Genomic DNA, 15,474 nt, shown 5'->3' on the forward strand with positions numbered 1-15,474 from the left:
TTATGACCTATTATAGCGGAACGCTGATCGCTGTGCCCACGGCCAGCAAAGAGATTTACACCGACTATGCCCGCACCTCATGGCCGCTGTTCCAGCGCCTTGGCGCAGTACGCATGGTGGAAACCTGGGGCGCGGATATTCAGGCCGGTGACACCACCGACTTTCAGCGCGCAACCCTGTCGACACCAGACGAAAGCATCGTCTTTTCATGGATCGAATGGCCAGACGAGGCCACCGCCGACAAAGCCTGGGCCGAGATGGAAACCCTCGACCCCAGTGAATTGCCCGGTGAGATGCCATTCGATGGTGCGCGCATGATGTTCGGCGGCTTTGCCCCCGTGGTCAGCAGCGGCACCGACAAGGGCGCGGATTACATTCAGGGCTTTGTGCTGGCCGTGCCCGCCAGCAACAAGATCGCCTATATCGCCGAGGCCGAGCGCGGCTGGGCCGAGATGTTCTCGCCCCTTGGTTGCCTTGGCCTGTTTGAAAACTGGGGCGTGGACGTGCCCCATGGCGAGTTGACCGATTTTTACCGCGCCACAAAGGCAGAGGATGGCGAGGTGATCTTGTTCAGCTGGACGGCTTGGGCCGACAAAGCGACATGCGACGCCGCCGCCCGCCAGATGGAGGCGGATTACGATCCTGAATCCCATCATGCCGAGATGCCCTTTGACGGCGCGCGCATGATCTGGGGCGGCTTTGATGTGATCTACGATTCCGACCGCCATTCACTTGATCGTTCTTAGGGAGCAAACGCATGGGTTACCAAGGCACGCCCTGTTGGTATGAACTGGGCACTGAAGACATTCGTGCCGCAGGCCAGTTCTATCGCAAGATTTTCGGCTGGCAGATGATCGACGGCGGCATGGAGGAGATGGACTATCACCTCGGCAAATCTGGCGAGGAAATGGTCGCAGGCTTTATGTCCACCGCCGATCAGGAAGACCCGCCGCCGCCCAACTGGCTGATCTATTTCGCAGCCGATGACTGCGACAAGACCGCCGCCGATATCAAGGCCGCGGGCGGCCAGATCTATCGCGGCCCCGATGATATTCCCGGCACCGGCCGCTATGCGATTGCCGCCGATCCCCAAGGCGCGGTGTTCGGCATTTTGCAGGCTGATATGTCCGAGATGTCGGTCGATGATATCGCAAAGGTCGATGCGGGCGATGGCGCGTTCAACCAGAACAAGGCCGGTCACGGCAACTGGAACGAGCTGATGACCACCGACCCCATTGCCGCCTTTGACTTTTACGCAGGTCTCTTTCCGTGGTCGAAGTCTCAGGCCATGGATATGGGCGATATGGGGAAATATCAGCTATTCAGCCATAAAGGCGCGGATATCGGCGCTTTCCAAGGTCTGGGCAATGCGCCGGTGCCGGCATGGCTGCCCTATTTCGGGGTGGATGGCTCGGTCGGCGCGGTGGTGCAAACGATCCAAGAGGCCGGCGGCCTTGTGCATCATGGCCCCAGCGAAGTTCCCGGCCCCGCCTATATCGCGATTGCACAAGACCCGCAGGGCGCGTGGTTCGCGATTGTCGGGCCGGATAAATAAAAAGGGGATTGGAGCGGGTAGCGGGAATCGAACCCGCACCATTAGCTTGGAAGGCTAAGGCGCTACCATTACACCATACCCGCCGCTCTGCCCCCATATAGGCCGGGCTTGGGTCAAAGGGCAAGGGGGTGAACCTCTTGCCCCCTTACGTCAATCAGCGCGATGCGCGGATGATCACCGTGCCCGCCAGATCGCGCAGCTCTAGCCCGCCGCTGGCGTCAAAGCTGAACATGACCGTGTCCCGCAGCGCTTTCAAAAAGCCTTCCTCGCGGTAATCGGCCTGCGCGCCGCAGATTTTCAGCGTCGACGCCAGATGCCCCATCGAGATTGCCTCGCCGCCAATCTCGTAAGATCCGATGAAATTGTTGCAAAATGACTGGCCGCTGACACTGCCATCGGCGGCAAAGCGGATCAGCCCATCGCCATCGCTGGGCACGCCCAGATCGTTCAGATCGGTCACGCGCCATGTCTCGCCCTGCAGTAAGCTGGCCGGATTGCCGCCGCATCCTTGCAGCACCGTGCCATCGCCAAGGGTCAGGCTGACCGTTTCAGGATGCGGCATGCCGGTCGCATTGTCATAGCAAACCTCAGGCGCGGCACGCAGTTGCATCTCGGGATTGCTGATCGCCCAGACCACCGCGCCCTGTTGCCAGGTGGGTTCGGGCAGCACACCGATCACGTCATCCTCATCCATGCGGGTCAGCGTGTAATTGTCGCCGGTGATCTCGATCAGCCAGCCCGGCTCGAACCCGCTGGCACGCCACGGGGCAGCCTGCGCATCCGCGACAACCGCGCATTCGCTGAGGATGCCGTCCATGCGCATCGTGGCATTGTCACCCTTGTTCCAAAAGAACGTCTGATCGGGATTATCGGGATCGGCGAATTTCGCACCCGAGGCGGCGATCACTTGCGGCATGATCCGCTGGCTGCCATCCTCGCGCGTGATGACGATCGTGTCGTTCACGAAACCCGCGCTGATGATCTCGCCCTCGCAGTTAAAGGACGAGGTGAACCCCGCCGCAACAAAAGGCGCAGCTTGCAGCGTGCCAAGCGCGATATCATCGCCGCCCAACGGCAGATCCACACTGGGCGCCAGCCAACGCACCTGCCCCTCGAATGCGATAGACACGGTCAGGCGCGCAGTGACATCATCGGGGATCTCAAGCGTGAAGGGCAGCGGCACCTGCGCGCCGCCGGTGGGCTGGTTATATTGCGCCAGCAGCACATCATGCGGACCGCGCACCTCGGCACGCACCTGGGCGACCTCGGGCAGCGCGATACGTTGCAGATAGGCGATCTCGCCAGTGATGGTACGGGTCTCTTGGGCCATCGCGGGCAAGGCGGTGCTTGCGGCAAGTAGAATGGCCAGAGCAATCTTTTGGGTCATTACGACTCCCCTCGACTTTGCTGGCGCCAGCATAGCGCACGCGCGGGCGGCGAATAGCGAAAACGCAAAAGGGACGCCAAAGCGCCCCTTTCACTTATTTATAACAATGCCTTATGCGGATCACTTCACAGTGATACGGCCATCGACATAGGGTTGATACGGGCCGCTGGCGACCAGATATTCCACCACAACATCGGCCAGATCGGGACCAAAGTCATAGGCATTCTCGGCCGTAACAAAGGCCGCAAAGCCGTCGCCGCCGTTACGCACATAGTTATTGGTCACCGCGCCATAGGTCGCTGCCAGATCAATCGGCACCCATTCGTCAGCCTCTTGCACCAGCACATCCGAAATACGGCTGCCTGCGGGGGCGGCAGGATCAACCGTGTATTTCAGACCGGCAACCTGCAGGAAACGACCCGCGACATCTTCCATCTGGCTTGCACCATTTTCCAGCGCATCAACAATGCCCTGGCCCGTGGTGGTAAAGGTCGCCAGCGTGTTTTGGAACGGCAGCACGGTCAGCACTTCGCCCATGGTGACTTCGCCTGCGTCGATGCTGGCCCGCAGACCGCCCGAGTTTGCAAGGCTGATGGTGACACCCTGACCGGCCACACGCGCCAGCTGCGCATCGGCCACCAGATTGCCCATCGAGCATTCTTGCAGACGGCAGACGTTCCGGTCACCGTTGATCTCGCCACCACTTTGCGCGACGATCTCGTTGCGGATTTCGTCCAGCGGGATCGCAAGCTCGGCGATGCGGGCGACCACGGTCTCGTCTTCAGGCACTTCATTGTTGATCAGCAGCGGCTCGCCCACGGCGGTGACGATTTCGCCCGCATCGTTAAACGTCACGTTCAGCTCGCCCAGGAACTTGCCATAGGCATAGGCCTGCACGATGGCGGTATTGCCGACCATCACCGGATAGGGGCCTTTGGCGCCCTCGATCGTGTTCGACAGCAGCGAATTGTCGTGACCGCCCACGATCACGTCAATGCCCGTCACGCGCGCGGCGACATCCATATCGACGTTCAGACCCGAGTGCGACAGCAGGACGATCTTATTGATCCCCTCGGCGGTCAGTTGATCGACCTGTTCTTGCACGGATTCGGCGGGGTCGGTGAAGATGACATTGGGGCCGGGGCTTGCCAGCTCGTGCGTGTCATGCGGGGTCAGGCCGATCAGGCCGATCCGCTCGCCGCCCACTTCGACAATGGTCGATTTCTGGATGCTGCCCGCCAGCTCTGGCTCTTGCGAAATATCGGCATTCGACATCAGGATCGGGAAATCGACAGCCGCCACGAAATCACGCAGAACTTCGGGGCCGTCATCGAATTCGTGGTTGCCGACCGTCATGGCTGTATAGCCCAGCTGGTTCATGAATTCAGCGGCAACGGCGCCTTTGTAATAGGTGTAGAACAGCGTGCCTTGGAATTGATCGCCCCCATCCACAAGGATCGAGTTTTCGGCGCGCGCCCGGGCATCTGCCACGGCATTTACCAGACGCGCGGTGCCACCAAAGCAGCTACCCTCGGTGTTCGCAGCCGCAGAACAGGTCGAATCCGAGCTGGAAATCGGCTCATAGCGGGCGTGGAAGTCGTTGGTGTGCAGGATCGTCAGCGTGAAATCTGCCTGTGCGGCGGTGGCGCTGATCGCCAGCACAGCCGCGCCGGAAAGGAAACGGGCCAGCATTTTTATTCTCCCTATATGACTGGGGCTATCGTGGCGTATGAACACGCGGACTGTCAAAGCCTGCGGTTGGAACAACTGGTAAAAAACGTAAGTGACAGGGTTACGACGCTTAAGGCTTGACCACTGCGCCGCGCCCGCGCATCAGGAAAGGCATCATGTTGATCTATAAAATTCTTCGCTCTGACGAATGGGCGGCCTTGCAGGCTGCTGGTGAAACCCTTGGCGCGCCGGTCGATCTGGCCGACGGCTATATCCATTTCTCGACCGCCGAGACCGTCGCCGCCACGGCCGCGAAATATTTCACGGATGAGACCGGCCTATGGCTGCTGGCCGTCGATGTGGACGCCTGCGGCGCGGCCCTGAAATGGGAACCCGCGCGCGATACGCTGTTCCCCCATCTTTACCGCAGCCTGTCGCTGGCCGAGGTGGTCTGGGCCAAGCCCCTGCCCCTTGGCGATGACGGCCATATTTTTCCGGAGCTTTAATGCGCGCCCTTGAGACCCTTGGCCTTGGCCTGATGCGCCAATGTGACCCCGAACTTGCCCACCGCGCCGCACTGGTCGCGCTGCAACTGGGCCTTGGCCCCAAAGGCGGGCCGGTGACCACGCCGCGCCTGGCGACCACGGTTGCAGGCTTGCCTCTGCCCAATCCGCTGGGGCTGGCCGCTGGCATGGATAAAAACGCCACCGCCCTTGCGCCCCTGTCGCAAAGCGCCTTTGGCTTTTTGGAAGTCGGCGCCATCACCCCGCGCGCCCAACCCGGCAACGACAAACCCCGCCTGTTCCGCCTGACCGAGGACAGCGCCGCCATCAACCGTTTCGGTTTTAATAACGAGGGGATGGAGGCCGCCGCCCAGCGCTTGGCCCACCGTCCCTCGGGCGCCGTCATTGGGTTGAACCTTGGTGCGAATAAGGATTCGGATGACCGCGCCAGCGATTTTGCGCGCGTGCTGACTCATTGCGGTGCGCATCTGGATTTCGCGACGGTGAATGTTTCCTCGCCCAACACCGAAAAGCTGCGCGATCTGCAGGGGCGTGCGGCACTGTCGGCGCTGCTGCACGGCGTGATGGCCGCGAATGCGGGCCTTGCCCGCCCGCTGCCGATCTTCCTGAAGATCGCCCCCGACCTGACCGAGGATGAACTGGCCGATATCGCCACCGTGGCGGGCGAGGTGGGCCTGTCGGCAATCATCGCGACCAACACCACCCTGTCGCGCGAGGGGCTGAAAAGTCGCCATGCTGCGGAAAAAGGCGGCCTCTCGGGCGCGCCGCTGTTCGAGAAATCGACCCGCGTGCTTGCCCGCCTGTCCACCATGACCGATCTGCCGCTGATTGGCGTCGGCGGCGTCGCCACAGGCGCGCAGGCCTATGCAAAGATCCGCGCGGGGGCATCCGCCGTGCAGCTTTACACCGCGCTGGTTTACGGCGGCATCTCGATGGTGGCGGATATTGCCCGCGATCTGGATGCGCTGCTGGCGCGCGACGGCTTTGCCAATGTGGCCGATGCCGTGGGCACCGGCCGCGCCGAATGGCTTTAAACTTCGGGCGTTAGGATTCGGGCATCAGGAAATGCCCGATCGCCTGCGCAAAGGGACGTGATTCGTCCTCTTGCCAGGCGGCGACCGATAGGGTGGCATAACGCCGCCCCGCCCGCGTGATGCGCGCGCGGGCATAGGCGTCCAGTTGCAGCCCCGGACGCAGATAATCCACAGACAGATCGATCGTGCGCGGCCATTCCAACGGCTGCGCGCCCGTCGTCTCGGCCATCTGACCGGCGGTTGCCTGCATCAATGTCGCCAGCGCCGTGACCTCTAGAAACGCCAGTGAAACCCCGCCATGCAGCGCAGGCGGCGTCGGCACGCCGATCAATTCTTCGCGATAAGGCAGCAGCCCGATGGGCGCTGCATCTTGCCACATCAGACGCACACCCAGGAATTGGGCATAGGGCACGGCGACAAGCGCCTCATCCAACCAATGGCTCATTTACCACCCTCGCGCATGACGGCGGTAAAGACCGCCTTGGCCGTCGTCACAGGCACCGATTTATCCGCATCAAAGGCCCGCGCCTCGACAAAAGCGACCGAACGCGTCACTTGCAGCACCCGCGCCTCGACCGTGATATCTTGGCCCGGCGTCGCGTCGCGGAGGTAATCCAGCCGCAAATCCAGCGTTGCTGTCACGCCGCCAATGCGCGGATCACTAAAACTTGCGACACCGCAGCAGGTGTCGATCAGCGTCGCAATCGGCCCGTTATGCAGCACGCCGCTGGCCGCATCACGTGCCAAATGCGCCGCATAGGGCAGCCGCATCTGCGCCATGCCGTGGCCAATCGCCTCGATCTGCAGTTGCAGCGCCGCCGCCTGCGGCAGCGATGTCACAAAATTCTGTGCCATTGCGATGAAATCTGTCGTGGCGTCTGCTGCTGCCATCCCCTGCCCCTTGGTTGGTGTTCACCGCAAGATCAACCAGCATGGGCGCAGGTTCAACCCAATGATCTGCCCCTGCACTCTTGCCGTGGGGCGCTGAAATTATTACGTTACGTCGCCATAAGCCCGTCGTCAAAGTTTTGCCATGAACGCCATCATTGAACGTCTGAATTTGAAAGAAATGTGTGCGGCCTTTGCCGTCACGCCGCGCACTTTGCGCTATTACGAATATATCGAGCTGCTTTCCCCCGAAAAGCAGGGCCGCAACCGTTTCTATGGTGCGCGCGAACAGGCGCGGATGAAACTGATCATGCGCGGCCGCAAATTCGGCTTTAGCCTTGAGGATATCCGCCGCTGGCTGCTGCTGTACGACCAAGAGGGGATCGAGGCACAGCTGCGCAAATGGTATGAGGCCGCCGACAGCCAGCTTGCCGCACTCGAGGAGCGCCGCAAGCAATTAGAGAGCACGATTCGTGAATTGCGCACCCTTCGGAACCGCTCGCAGACCATGCTGAAACCCTAAAGTGGCAAAAAGCCGCGATGACCCTGCTGGAACCAGTTGTGTCAAAAAAAGTTTTAGTCTATCCGCCCCCCTCATCGCACCGGCCTGCCCGGACAACGCCGCGACCTGATTGGTAACGCTGCGGTCTGATCCGCCGGTGCATCCCACCGCTTTATGCGAAAACGTTTAACCCCCCGCGCGGGCCCACTCCCGCGTTTGCAAGGTATGACTGCAATGACCGAGACGATGACCATCCGCGAGATGTGCGAAGCCTTCGACGTGACCCCGCGTACGCTGCGCTTTTATGAGGCCAAGGAACTGCTGTTCCCGATCCGCCAAGGCACCAAGCGGCTGTTCACCCGCAGCGACCGCGCCCGTCTGAAACTGATCCTGAAGGGCAAGAAATTCGGCTTTAGCCTGGAAGAAATCCGTCAGCTGCTGGAACTCTATGCGCTGAACGACAACCAAATGACCCAACTAACCCGCGCGCGCGAACTGGCGCTGGTGCATCTGGCCGAGATGGAAGCCCAGCGCGCAACGCTGGACGCCGCCATCGCCGAGCTGCGCGGCGAGATCGCATGGGGCGAGGGCGAGATTGCCGCCCGTAGCACCGCGAACGCGGCCTAAGTCCTCATTTTCAATGAATCACGCGATGGGGCGGGTCTTTGCGGCAGAGTGCAACTTCTGCCTGTCAAAGCCCGCCCCAAAGCATTATCCTGCCGGAAAAAGAGCAGGTATATGACGGCGCTGAAGCAGTACTCGCGGCTAGAATCCTTTGGACTATGGCGCCCGGCCTTGGATGCGCCTGCGCGCAGCGTTGTTGTGTCCTTTGGCAATGCGACCCTTGTTCTCAGCGATGACAGCGGCCGCCCGCTGACACATTGGTCCTTGCCCGCGATTCGCGCATTGCCGCGCACGGATGACGCAACCGTCAGCTATTCCCCCGATCTGACCGGCGATGAACAACTCACGCTGGATGACGCGCTGATGATCGAGGCATTGGCCAAGGTCATGGCCGCCCTTGATGCACCCCAAAAGCGTCGCCTGCCGCTGCGGCTGTTTGTGCTGGGCAGCCTTGTGACCCTCGCCGTCGCTGTCATGGTGTTCTTGCCGATCCTGGTGCGCAACCAGACGCTCAGCGTGGTGCCGCTGGCCAAACGGGCCGAGATTGGTGCCACGATCTTGGGTCATATGCAGGCCGAATCCGGCACGAGTTGCCGCGACCCCTTTGGCGTGCGCGCGCTCGATCAGCTGCGCCGCAATGCGCTGGGGCCCAATTGGCGCGGCCAGATCGTCGTGCTGCCGGGGCCGCCCTTTGCCCCTGCCGTGCTGCCCGGACGCACAATCGTATTGTCGCAACAGGCGATCACCCGCGCCGCTGATCCGGCCGAACTTGCCGCGCTGGTCATCGCCACAGCCACAGCGCCCACCAGTGCCGATGCGCTGCGCCCGCTGCTCGAGGATGCAGGCTTTGCCGCCACCGCCAGCCTGCTGACCACCGGCGATCTGCCGCAGGCCCCGATGGTGAACTACGCGCATAAGCTGTTGGAACAGTCCCTGCCGCCCGTCACCGCAGCAGGCAGCACGCCCGTCGCTGGCGACGTGCTGAATGATAATGATTGGGTGGGGCTTTTGGGTATCTGTAATAACTAGGCCCCAATAACTAGGCGATTGCGGCCTAGGTTACTGCGGAATGGCCCCCGGAAAGCCGATCCGGCGCGCGGTCTCTAGCGCCGCTTGCACTTGCGATTGCCCCGCAAAGGGGCCAGCCGCCACGCCGCGCATCGGCACGCCGTTCACCGTAATATCCGAAAATGCCACCGGCCAACCCTGCGCGCGCAATTGCGCGGCGGCGCGGGTCGCGTTTTCCGGTGCGGCAAAGGTGCCGACCTGCACGAAACGATCCCCTGCCCGCGCCTGCACTTGCGGCGGAACAACCGCCGGGCGTCGGGGGGTCGCAGCGGGGGCAACCGGCGCGACAATCGTGGGCGCAGGGCACCACGGCTGACCGTCTGGACCCAGCACCTCGGCCCAGATCACATCTGCCCCAAGGGTTGCGCGCATCAGCACGCAGCCCTCGGGGGTGATCATATCACGCGGCGGCGCGCCTTCGGCCGCCGCAGACAGCGGCAGGGTCAGCAGCAATGCAAGGATCGCCCGCCGCGCCATCGTTACTTGGTGCCAAACATGCGGTCGCCCGCATCGCCAAGGCCGGGCACGATATAGCCGTGATCGTCCAGCTTTTCGTCGATCGCCGCCGTGACGATCGAGACATCCGGATGCACCTCTTGCAGACGCGCGATCCCCTCGGGCGAGGCCAGCAGGCACAGGAAGCGGATGTCCTTCGCACCCGAGGCTTTCAGCAAATCAATCGCCGCAGCGGTTGAATTGCCGGTCGCCAGCATCGGATCGACCACGATGGTCACGCGGTCCTCCAGCTGCTGCGGCACTTTATAGTAATATTGCACCGGCTGCAGCGTCTCGGGGTCGCGGTAAAGGCCGACGAAACCCACGCGCGCGGCGGGGATCAGCTCAAGAATACCATCCATCAGCCCGTTGCCGGCCCGCAGGATCGAGATCAGCGCCAGCTTTTTGCCGTCGATCGTCGGCGCATCCATCTCTTGGATCGGCGTCTCGATCCGGCGCAGGGTCATCGGCAACTCGCGCGTGATCTCATAGGCCAGCAGCAGGCTGATCTCGCGCAGCAGGCGGCGGAAGGATGCGGTCGAGGTCTCTTTCTCGCGCATCAGGGTCAGTTTGTGCTGCACCAGCGGGTGGTTGACCACGGTAACAGGTGCAAGGGTGGGGGTGGTCATGCTTTCTCCAATCGTGCGGCAAGTCTTTCCTTGGTCTTCGCATCACAGAAGGCGGCGTCAAGCGCTGTGCGGTTCAATTCAGCAAAATCATCGGGGCCAAAGGCGAAATGCCGCGCCAGATTGGCATATTCATCGCTCATCGTCGTCAGAAAATAGGGCGGATCGTCGGTCGAGACCGTAACCTTCACCCCGCGGTCGCGCAGTCGCGCGATGGGATGGCTGGGCCAATCCTTGACGGCGTTCAGGAAAACATTCGATCCGGGGCAGACCTCTAGCACGGTGCCGGTCTCGGCCAGCACATCCACCAGCGCCAGATCATGGATCGCGTTGATGCCATGCCCGATGCGCGACACGCGCAGATCGCGGATCGTGTCAGCGACCATATCCGGCCCGCCCCATTCGCCCGCATGGGCGGTGAGCTCCAAGCCCGCCTCGCGCGCGGCGTCAAAGGCATAGGTGTAATCGCCCGGGCGGCCCATCAGCTCGGCCCCGGCAAGGCCGAACCCGGTGATGAAATCGCCTGCTGTTTCCGCCGCGACGCGGGCGGTATTGCGGGACTGGTCCGGCCCCAGATGGCGGATGGCGGTGATAATCCCGCGCATGGTGATGCCGAACCTCGTCTCGGCCTCGGCGGCAGCCGCCTCGATCGCGGCCAGATAGTCGCGCCACGCCGCCAAATCGCCACCGCCGCAAAAATCGGGCGAGAGGAAGCTTTCGGTATAGATCACGCCGTGACTGGCGCTTTCTTCCAGCACCGCCAGCGTCAGGCGGTGGAAATCCTCGGGCCCCTGCAAGGTGGTGCAAGCCGCGTCATAGACCTTTAGGAAATGGTCAAAGTCGCGATAGGTGTAATTGCCATTCTCGTCAAAGATCCCGCCGATATCGACGCTTTTCTCGCGCGCGAGACCGCGGATAAAGGCGGGCGGGGCCGCGCCCTCGAGGTGCAGGTGCAGTTCGATCTTGGGCAGATCGCGAAATTCCAAGGATGCGGTCACAGAAAACTCCTTCCGATACCGTTAGGCGGCAGGCCAAGATGCGCCGCGATTGACGCGGCCATATCAACAAACGCCAGAGGCCCCAAGTCCCGCACCCCCGCGCCATGGACCAGCACCGGCACCCGTTCGCGCGTGTGATCCGACCCGACCCATGTGGGATCGTTGCCGTGATCGGCGGTGACGATCAGCAGGTCATCCGGGCGCAGCGCCGCAATGACACGGCCAAGCGCGGCGTCGAACCATTCCAGATGGCGGGCATAACCCTCGACATCGCGGCGGTGGCCATAATCCGTGTCGAATTCGACGAAATTCGCGAAAACCAGCGCGCCGTCCGCTGCATCCGCAACGCGCGCCTGCAGCGCCTGCATCAGATCGGCATCCCGCCCCTTGGCGCAGTCATCAATCCCCCGCATCGAGAAGATATCCCCGATCTTGCCAATCGCATGAACGGGGTGACCCGCGTCTTTCGCGCGATCGAGGATCGTCGGCGCGGGCGGCGCGATGGCGAAATCGCGGCGATAGGGCGTGCGCTGCCAGCCCTGCGCCGCGTCACCGATGAACGGCCGCGCGATCACCCGCCCCACCCGCATCGCATGCAGCATCGGGGCCAGCGCGGCACAGATATCAATCAGACGCGCGCGCCCGAAATGCGCCTCATGCGCGGCGATCTGCAACACGCTATCGGCTGAGGTGTAACAAATCGGCCAGCCGGTGCGGATATGTTCCTCTGCCAGATCGTCAATCACTTGCGTGCCCGAGGCATGACAATTGCCCAAAATCCCCGCCGTGCCCGCCAGCTCGCAAATCCGCGCCGTGACGGCACCCGGGAAGGCAGGCACGATATCGGGGAAATAGGTCCAAGACCACGGCACCGGCACCCCCGCCATTTCCCAGTGACCAGAGGGCGTGTCCTTGCCGGGCGAGATTTCCGTCGCCGCGCCATAGGCGCCTAGCGTTGGCGGCGGCAGATCGACCAGCAGCCCCGATGCCGCCTTGATCGCCGCGCCAAGGCCGAGGCTGGCCATCACTGGCACCTGCAGGCCGCGCGTCTGCGCAATATGCCCAATCGTATTCGCGCCGGTATCGGGCACGGCGCCGTTAAAGAACTGGCCCGCGTCAGGCGCGCCGCCAATGCCGGCGCTATCCATCACCAAAAGGAAGGCGCGCGGCATCAGAGCACCTCGGCCAAGATCAGCGGGCGCGCCGCAGGGGGCGCATCGGTGATCTGCATCGCCGCCAGCACGGCGCGCGCCGTGATGTCACAGGACGCCTCATCCCGCGCATGGATGCGCAGCACCGCCTGCCCCGCGGCCAACGGCGTCCCGATCGGCAAGATATCCGACAGCCCGACGGCGGGGTCGATGACATCGCCCTCGACCCGCCGCCCGCCGCCCATATTCACCACCGCAAGGCCCAGATCGACCCCGGCCCACCCCCCCAGATAGCCCGCGCGCGGCGCAGGCAAATCGCGGATCACGGCGGCCTTGGGCAGGTAGTGATCCACGCGCGGGACGAAGTTCGCAGGGCCGCCCTGCGCCGCGATCATCTGCGCGAACACCTCTAGCGCGCGGCCCGTGTCCAGCGCCGCGGTGACATCCACGCCCAGCCGCTGCGCCAACGCCAGCGTCACATCGCGCAAACGCCCGCCCGTGCCTTGCAACACATCCAGCGCGGCCCGGACCTCCAGCGCATTGCCCATCGCGGGGGGCCAAAGGCTCGTTCATATCGGTGATCAGCGCGGATGTCGGGCAGCCCGCCCCGTTCGCTGTCTCCACCAGCGCGCGCGCCAGTGCCTTGGCCTGCGCCAGATCGCGCATGAACGCGCCCGATCCGACCTTGACGTCCAGCACCAGCCCCTGCAACCCCGCCGCCAGTTTCTTGGACAGGATCGAAGCGGTGATCAGATCCAGACTTTCCACCGTCCCCGACACATCACGGATCGCATAAAGGCGCTTGTCCGCAGGCGCGATACGCCCCGATGCGCCGACAATCGCGCAGCCGACATCGCGGATCAGCTGGCGCAGACGCGCCTCATCTCCTGCGACGGACAGGCCGGGGATCGCCTCAAGCTTGTCCAGCGTGCCGCCCGAATGGCCAAGGCCGCGCCCCGAAATCATCGGCACCGCAACACCCGCCGCCGCCAGCGCGGGCGCCAAGATCAGCGAGACGCAATCGCCGAGGCCCCCGGTCGAGTGCTTGTCCAGCACCGGCCGGTCCAGATCCCAGCGCAGCACATCGCCCGAATCGCGCATCCCCGCAGTCAGCGCGACGCGGCCCGCATCGCCGAGCCCGCGCAGCAGCACCGCCATCGCAAAGGCTCCCGCCTGCGCATCGGATACCGTGCCATCCGCCAGCCCGCGCGCAAAGGCGCGGATCGCATCGGGCGAAGCCCCTTGCCCGTCGCGCAGCGCGACGATCAACCCGCGCGCGTCCAACACTCAGGCCTTTTGCATATGCGAGATATTAAAAACCCCCGGCAGGATCTGCCCGATGGTAGTGGCAAGGCTTTGGCCCGCAACTGTCGCCAGCGTCACCGGCACATCCGCATCGCCAAATTCCGCCAGCTTTTGACGGCAACCACCGCAACACGGCACCGGCGCCGGGCTGTCGGCAATCACCGCAACCTCGGCAATGCGGGTGTCGCCGCCCGCGATCATGGCGGCAATGGCGCCCGCCTCGGCACAGGTGCCTTCGGGATAGGCGACATTCTCGACATTCACGCCGACATAGACCTTGCCGGATGTCGCACGGATCGCGGCGCCGACCTTGAAATTCGAATAGGGCGCATAGGCCTTTTCGCGGATCGCCCGCGCATCATCGACCAAAGACATCAGATCCCCCATCTTTCATAGGGTTAGATTGAGGCCCTGAGCCCCATGTTTCAAGATATCTTTGGACTTGACCTAAAGCGCGCCCAGATCCCACGGCAAAGCACCGCTGACACCGCCGCATTGATCCAGGGCGCGGGCGATATCCTTGGCCGACAACGCCATGAACTCGCCGCCGTTATCGCCGCTTGCGGGCAAGGGCGCGCGCGCAGGTGCGCCAAGGCAGCCATCCACCACAACCGCCAGCCCCGCATCGGGCAGGACCGGCGCGGCAACGCCCGCACTTTGGGTCATAAGCCAGCTTGTCCCAACACCCACCGCAAGCAGCAGAACTGCAGGTGCAATATATGTCGTGACAAACCCCAAAACCCCGCGCATGACGCAGCCCTTTCCTGTTGAACCAGATCAGTTCAGCACAGGTTTTGTGGCGCGCATATGAACTTGTCGTTATGACCTAGGGTTCATATCGCAACCGGCCATTTGCAGGCGGATCAGCACCGCTGGCTCAGGCGAATTGCTCAGAAATGAGGCGTTCTTCCAACCCGTGACCCGGATCGAACAGAATCCGATGGGATACCGCAGGCTCGGACCGCACTTCGACCACCGCAATATCGGCAAAAGGCTGCGAATCAGCATTCGCCATGACGGGGCGCATCGCGGGGTCATTCACCTCGATCCGAATGACAGCGGCGCGCGGCAGCACCGCGCCGCGCCACCGCCGAGGGCGATAGGGCGCAATCGCCGTCAGGGCCAGAACCTCAGAGCCAATCGGCAGGATCGGACCCATGGCCGAGTAATTATAGGCGGTCGATCCTGCGGGCGTGCTGACCAGCGCGCCATCACAGACCAGCTCGGGCATGCGCAGGCGTCCGTCGACGAAAACCCGCAGCTTTGCCGCCTGCGCACCGGTGCGCAGCAGGGAGACTTCGTTGATCGCCAGCGCCTCGCGCACAGTGCCGCTGGTGTCAGTCGCGCGCATATGCAGGGGGTTGATCACCTCGACCTCGGCGGCGCGGATGCGGGCATGCAGGTCATCGGGGCGGTAATCATTCATCAAAAAGCCGACGGTACCGCGGTTCATGCCGTAAACCGGCAGTCCATCGGGGCGCGGAGCATGCAGAGTGGACAGCATGAACCCATCACCGCCCAGCGCCACGATCGCCTCGGCCTGATCCAGCGGGGCCTGCCCGTAAAGCGCGGTCAGCTCGGCCAGCGCCTCTTGCGCAAGGGGGGCGCGGCTTGCCGCGAAATGAAGCAAAGGCTGGGACATCGAC

18 protein-coding genes, 1 tRNA gene and 1 pseudogene are annotated in these 15,474 nt (G+C 63.1%); 7 read left to right on the forward strand and 13 right to left on the reverse strand.

Annotated features, from left to right (window positions below):
- The first annotated feature begins 2 nt into the window (after window positions 1–2).
- Both KVU_RS08970 and KVU_RS08975 read left to right on the forward strand, forming a co-directional pair.
- A complete protein-coding gene (locus KVU_RS08970; RefSeq protein ID WP_013384906.1) occupies window positions 3–746 on the forward strand; it encodes a DUF1428 domain-containing protein in 744 nt (247 codons plus the stop codon).
- An 11-nt stretch (window positions 747–757) separates the two neighbouring features.
- Window positions 758–1,555: a VOC family protein gene (locus KVU_RS08975; protein ID WP_013384907.1), complete on the forward strand. Its 798-nt coding sequence runs from the start codon at window positions 758–760 to the stop codon at window positions 1,553–1,555.
- A gap of 9 nt (window positions 1,556–1,564) precedes the next feature.
- Here KVU_RS08975 and KVU_RS08980 read toward each other — a convergent pair.
- The 3 genes from KVU_RS08980 to KVU_RS08990 all read right to left on the reverse strand — a co-directional run bounded on the left by KVU_RS08980 (window position 1,565) and on the right by KVU_RS08990 (window position 4,634).
- Window positions 1,565–1,638 (reverse strand) — tRNA-Gly (locus KVU_RS08980).
- A 71-nt stretch (window positions 1,639–1,709) separates the two neighbouring features.
- Entirely contained in the window at window positions 1,710–2,942 is a 1,233-nt protein-coding gene (locus tag KVU_RS08985; protein WP_013384908.1) for an META domain-containing protein, read from the reverse strand.
- A gap of 120 nt (window positions 2,943–3,062) precedes the next feature.
- Window positions 3,063–4,634 (reverse strand): bifunctional metallophosphatase/5'-nucleotidase, encoded by a 1,572-nt coding sequence (locus tag KVU_RS08990; protein WP_013384909.1) that lies wholly within the window; start codon window positions 4,632–4,634, stop codon window positions 3,063–3,065.
- 155 nt (window positions 4,635–4,789) lie between these two features.
- Between KVU_RS08990 and KVU_RS08995 the strand changes: the two genes are divergently transcribed.
- Together KVU_RS08995 and KVU_RS09000 are read left to right on the forward strand one after the other, a co-directional pair.
- A complete protein-coding gene (locus KVU_RS08995; RefSeq protein WP_014537917.1) occupies window positions 4,790–5,119 on the forward strand; it encodes a DUF952 domain-containing protein in 330 nt (109 codons plus the stop codon).
- A complete protein-coding gene (locus KVU_RS09000; RefSeq protein ID WP_013384910.1) occupies window positions 5,119–6,171 on the forward strand; it encodes a quinone-dependent dihydroorotate dehydrogenase in 1,053 nt (350 codons plus the stop codon). Before KVU_RS08995 ends, KVU_RS09000 begins: the two co-directional genes overlap by 1 nt.
- A 10-nt stretch (window positions 6,172–6,181) precedes the next feature.
- Here the strand turns inward: KVU_RS09000 and KVU_RS09005 are convergent, their stop codons facing one another.
- On the reverse strand, window positions 6,182–6,616 hold the full coding sequence (locus KVU_RS09005; RefSeq protein ID WP_013384911.1) for a PaaI family thioesterase: 435 nt from the start codon (window positions 6,614–6,616) through the stop codon (window positions 6,182–6,184).
- Complete coding sequence (locus KVU_RS09010) at window positions 6,613–7,062, reverse strand: PaaI family thioesterase (RefSeq protein ID WP_013384912.1); 450 nt, start codon at window positions 7,060–7,062, stop codon at window positions 6,613–6,615. Before KVU_RS09010 ends, KVU_RS09005 begins: the two co-directional genes overlap by 4 nt.
- 142 nt (window positions 7,063–7,204) lie before the next feature.
- Here KVU_RS09010 and KVU_RS09015 point away from each other — a divergent pair, with 142 nt between their 5' ends.
- The 3 genes from KVU_RS09015 (at window position 7,205) to KVU_RS09025 (ending at window position 9,214) form a co-directional block, all read left to right on the forward strand.
- Window positions 7,205–7,582 (forward strand): MerR family transcriptional regulator, encoded by a 378-nt coding sequence (locus tag KVU_RS09015; RefSeq protein WP_013384913.1) that lies wholly within the window; start codon window positions 7,205–7,207, stop codon window positions 7,580–7,582.
- 204 nt (window positions 7,583–7,786) lie between these two features.
- Entirely contained in the window at window positions 7,787–8,188 is a 402-nt protein-coding gene (locus KVU_RS09020; protein WP_014537918.1) for a MerR family transcriptional regulator, read from the forward strand.
- A 111-nt stretch (window positions 8,189–8,299) separates the two neighbouring features.
- Window positions 8,300–9,214, forward strand: a complete 915-nt coding sequence (locus KVU_RS09025) for a M48 family metalloprotease (RefSeq protein WP_013384915.1) — start codon at window positions 8,300–8,302, stop codon at window positions 9,212–9,214.
- A gap of 30 nt (window positions 9,215–9,244) precedes the next feature.
- Here KVU_RS09025 and KVU_RS09030 read toward each other — a convergent pair whose 3' ends face one another.
- The 8 genes and pseudogenes from KVU_RS09030 to KVU_RS09065 form a co-directional block, all read right to left on the reverse strand.
- The gene (locus KVU_RS09030) at window positions 9,245–9,730 is read right to left on the reverse strand and encodes an SPOR domain-containing protein (RefSeq protein WP_013384916.1); all 486 of its coding nucleotides are present in this window, start codon (window positions 9,728–9,730) and stop codon (window positions 9,245–9,247) included.
- Between the two features lie 2 nt (window positions 9,731–9,732).
- Complete coding sequence (upp, locus tag KVU_RS09035) at window positions 9,733–10,377, reverse strand: uracil phosphoribosyltransferase (RefSeq protein ID WP_013384917.1); 645 nt, start codon at window positions 10,375–10,377, stop codon at window positions 9,733–9,735.
- Entirely contained in the window at window positions 10,374–11,372 is a 999-nt protein-coding gene (locus tag KVU_RS09040) for an adenosine deaminase (protein ID WP_014537919.1), read from the reverse strand. The genes upp and KVU_RS09040 overlap by 4 nt, the downstream gene beginning before the upstream one ends.
- Window positions 11,369–12,544 (reverse strand): phosphopentomutase, encoded by a 1,176-nt coding sequence (locus tag KVU_RS09045; RefSeq protein ID WP_013384919.1) that lies wholly within the window; start codon window positions 12,542–12,544, stop codon window positions 11,369–11,371. Before KVU_RS09045 ends, KVU_RS09040 begins: the two co-directional genes overlap by 4 nt.
- A pseudogene (locus KVU_RS09050) lies at window positions 12,544–13,807 on the reverse strand (thymidine phosphorylase). Before KVU_RS09050 ends, KVU_RS09045 begins: the two are co-directional and overlap by 1 nt.
- 3 nt (window positions 13,808–13,810) lie before the next feature.
- The gene (locus KVU_RS09055) at window positions 13,811–14,203 is read right to left on the reverse strand and encodes a cytidine deaminase (protein ID WP_013384921.1); all 393 of its coding nucleotides are present in this window, start codon (window positions 14,201–14,203) and stop codon (window positions 13,811–13,813) included.
- A gap of 72 nt (window positions 14,204–14,275) precedes the next feature.
- Window positions 14,276–14,578 (reverse strand): hypothetical protein, encoded by a 303-nt coding sequence (locus tag KVU_RS09060; RefSeq protein WP_013384922.1) that lies wholly within the window; start codon window positions 14,576–14,578, stop codon window positions 14,276–14,278.
- A gap of 127 nt (window positions 14,579–14,705) precedes the next feature.
- A complete protein-coding gene (locus KVU_RS09065; protein WP_013384923.1) occupies window positions 14,706–15,470 on the reverse strand; it encodes an NAD kinase in 765 nt (254 codons plus the stop codon).
- Window positions 15,471–15,474 lie beyond the last annotated feature (4 nt).

It is taken from the genome of Ketogulonicigenium vulgare WSH-001, from assembly GCF_000223375.1.
In the GTDB taxonomy this organism is placed as follows: Bacteria; Pseudomonadota; Alphaproteobacteria; order Rhodobacterales; family Rhodobacteraceae; genus Ketogulonicigenium; species Ketogulonicigenium vulgare.

Excerpts from the sequence above, each read along its gene's own strand:
- KVU_RS09010 (WP_013384912.1), bottom strand. The coding sequence starts at position 7,062 with ATGGCAGCAGCAGACGCCACGACAGATTTCATCGCAATGGCACAGAAT.
- KVU_RS09020 (WP_014537918.1), top strand. The coding sequence starts at position 7,787 with ATGACTGCAATGACCGAGACGATGACCATCCGCGAGATGTGCGAAGCC.
- KVU_RS08975 (WP_013384907.1), top strand. The coding sequence starts at position 758 with ATGGGTTACCAAGGCACGCCCTGTTGGTATGAACTGGGCACTGAAGAC.
- KVU_RS09025 (WP_013384915.1), top strand. The coding sequence starts at position 8,300 with ATGACGGCGCTGAAGCAGTACTCGCGGCTAGAATCCTTTGGACTATGG.
- KVU_RS08995 (WP_014537917.1), top strand. The coding sequence starts at position 4,790 with ATGTTGATCTATAAAATTCTTCGCTCTGACGAATGGGCGGCCTTGCAG.
- KVU_RS09045 (WP_013384919.1), bottom strand. The coding sequence starts at position 12,544 with ATGCCGCGCGCCTTCCTTTTGGTGATGGATAGCGCCGGCATTGGCGGC.
- KVU_RS09030 (WP_013384916.1), bottom strand. The coding sequence starts at position 9,730 with ATGGCGCGGCGGGCGATCCTTGCATTGCTGCTGACCCTGCCGCTGTCT.
- upp (WP_013384917.1), bottom strand. The coding sequence starts at position 10,377 with ATGACCACCCCCACCCTTGCACCTGTTACCGTGGTCAACCACCCGCTG.
- KVU_RS08990 (WP_013384909.1), bottom strand. The coding sequence starts at position 4,634 with ATGCTGGCCCGTTTCCTTTCCGGCGCGGCTGTGCTGGCGATCAGCGCC.
- KVU_RS09065 (WP_013384923.1), bottom strand. The coding sequence starts at position 15,470 with ATGTCCCAGCCTTTGCTTCATTTCGCGGCAAGCCGCGCCCCCCTTGCG.
- KVU_RS09005 (WP_013384911.1), bottom strand. The coding sequence starts at position 6,616 with ATGAGCCATTGGTTGGATGAGGCGCTTGTCGCCGTGCCCTATGCCCAA.
- KVU_RS09055 (WP_013384921.1), bottom strand. The coding sequence starts at position 14,203 with ATGTCTTTGGTCGATGATGCGCGGGCGATCCGCGAAAAGGCCTATGCG.
- KVU_RS08970 (WP_013384906.1), top strand. The coding sequence starts at position 3 with ATGACCTATTATAGCGGAACGCTGATCGCTGTGCCCACGGCCAGCAAA.
- KVU_RS09015 (WP_013384913.1), top strand. The coding sequence starts at position 7,205 with ATGAACGCCATCATTGAACGTCTGAATTTGAAAGAAATGTGTGCGGCC.
- KVU_RS09060 (WP_013384922.1), bottom strand. The coding sequence starts at position 14,578 with ATGCGCGGGGTTTTGGGGTTTGTCACGACATATATTGCACCTGCAGTT.
- KVU_RS08985 (WP_013384908.1), bottom strand. The coding sequence starts at position 2,942 with ATGACCCAAAAGATTGCTCTGGCCATTCTACTTGCCGCAAGCACCGCC.
- KVU_RS09000 (WP_013384910.1), top strand. The coding sequence starts at position 5,119 with ATGCGCGCCCTTGAGACCCTTGGCCTTGGCCTGATGCGCCAATGTGAC.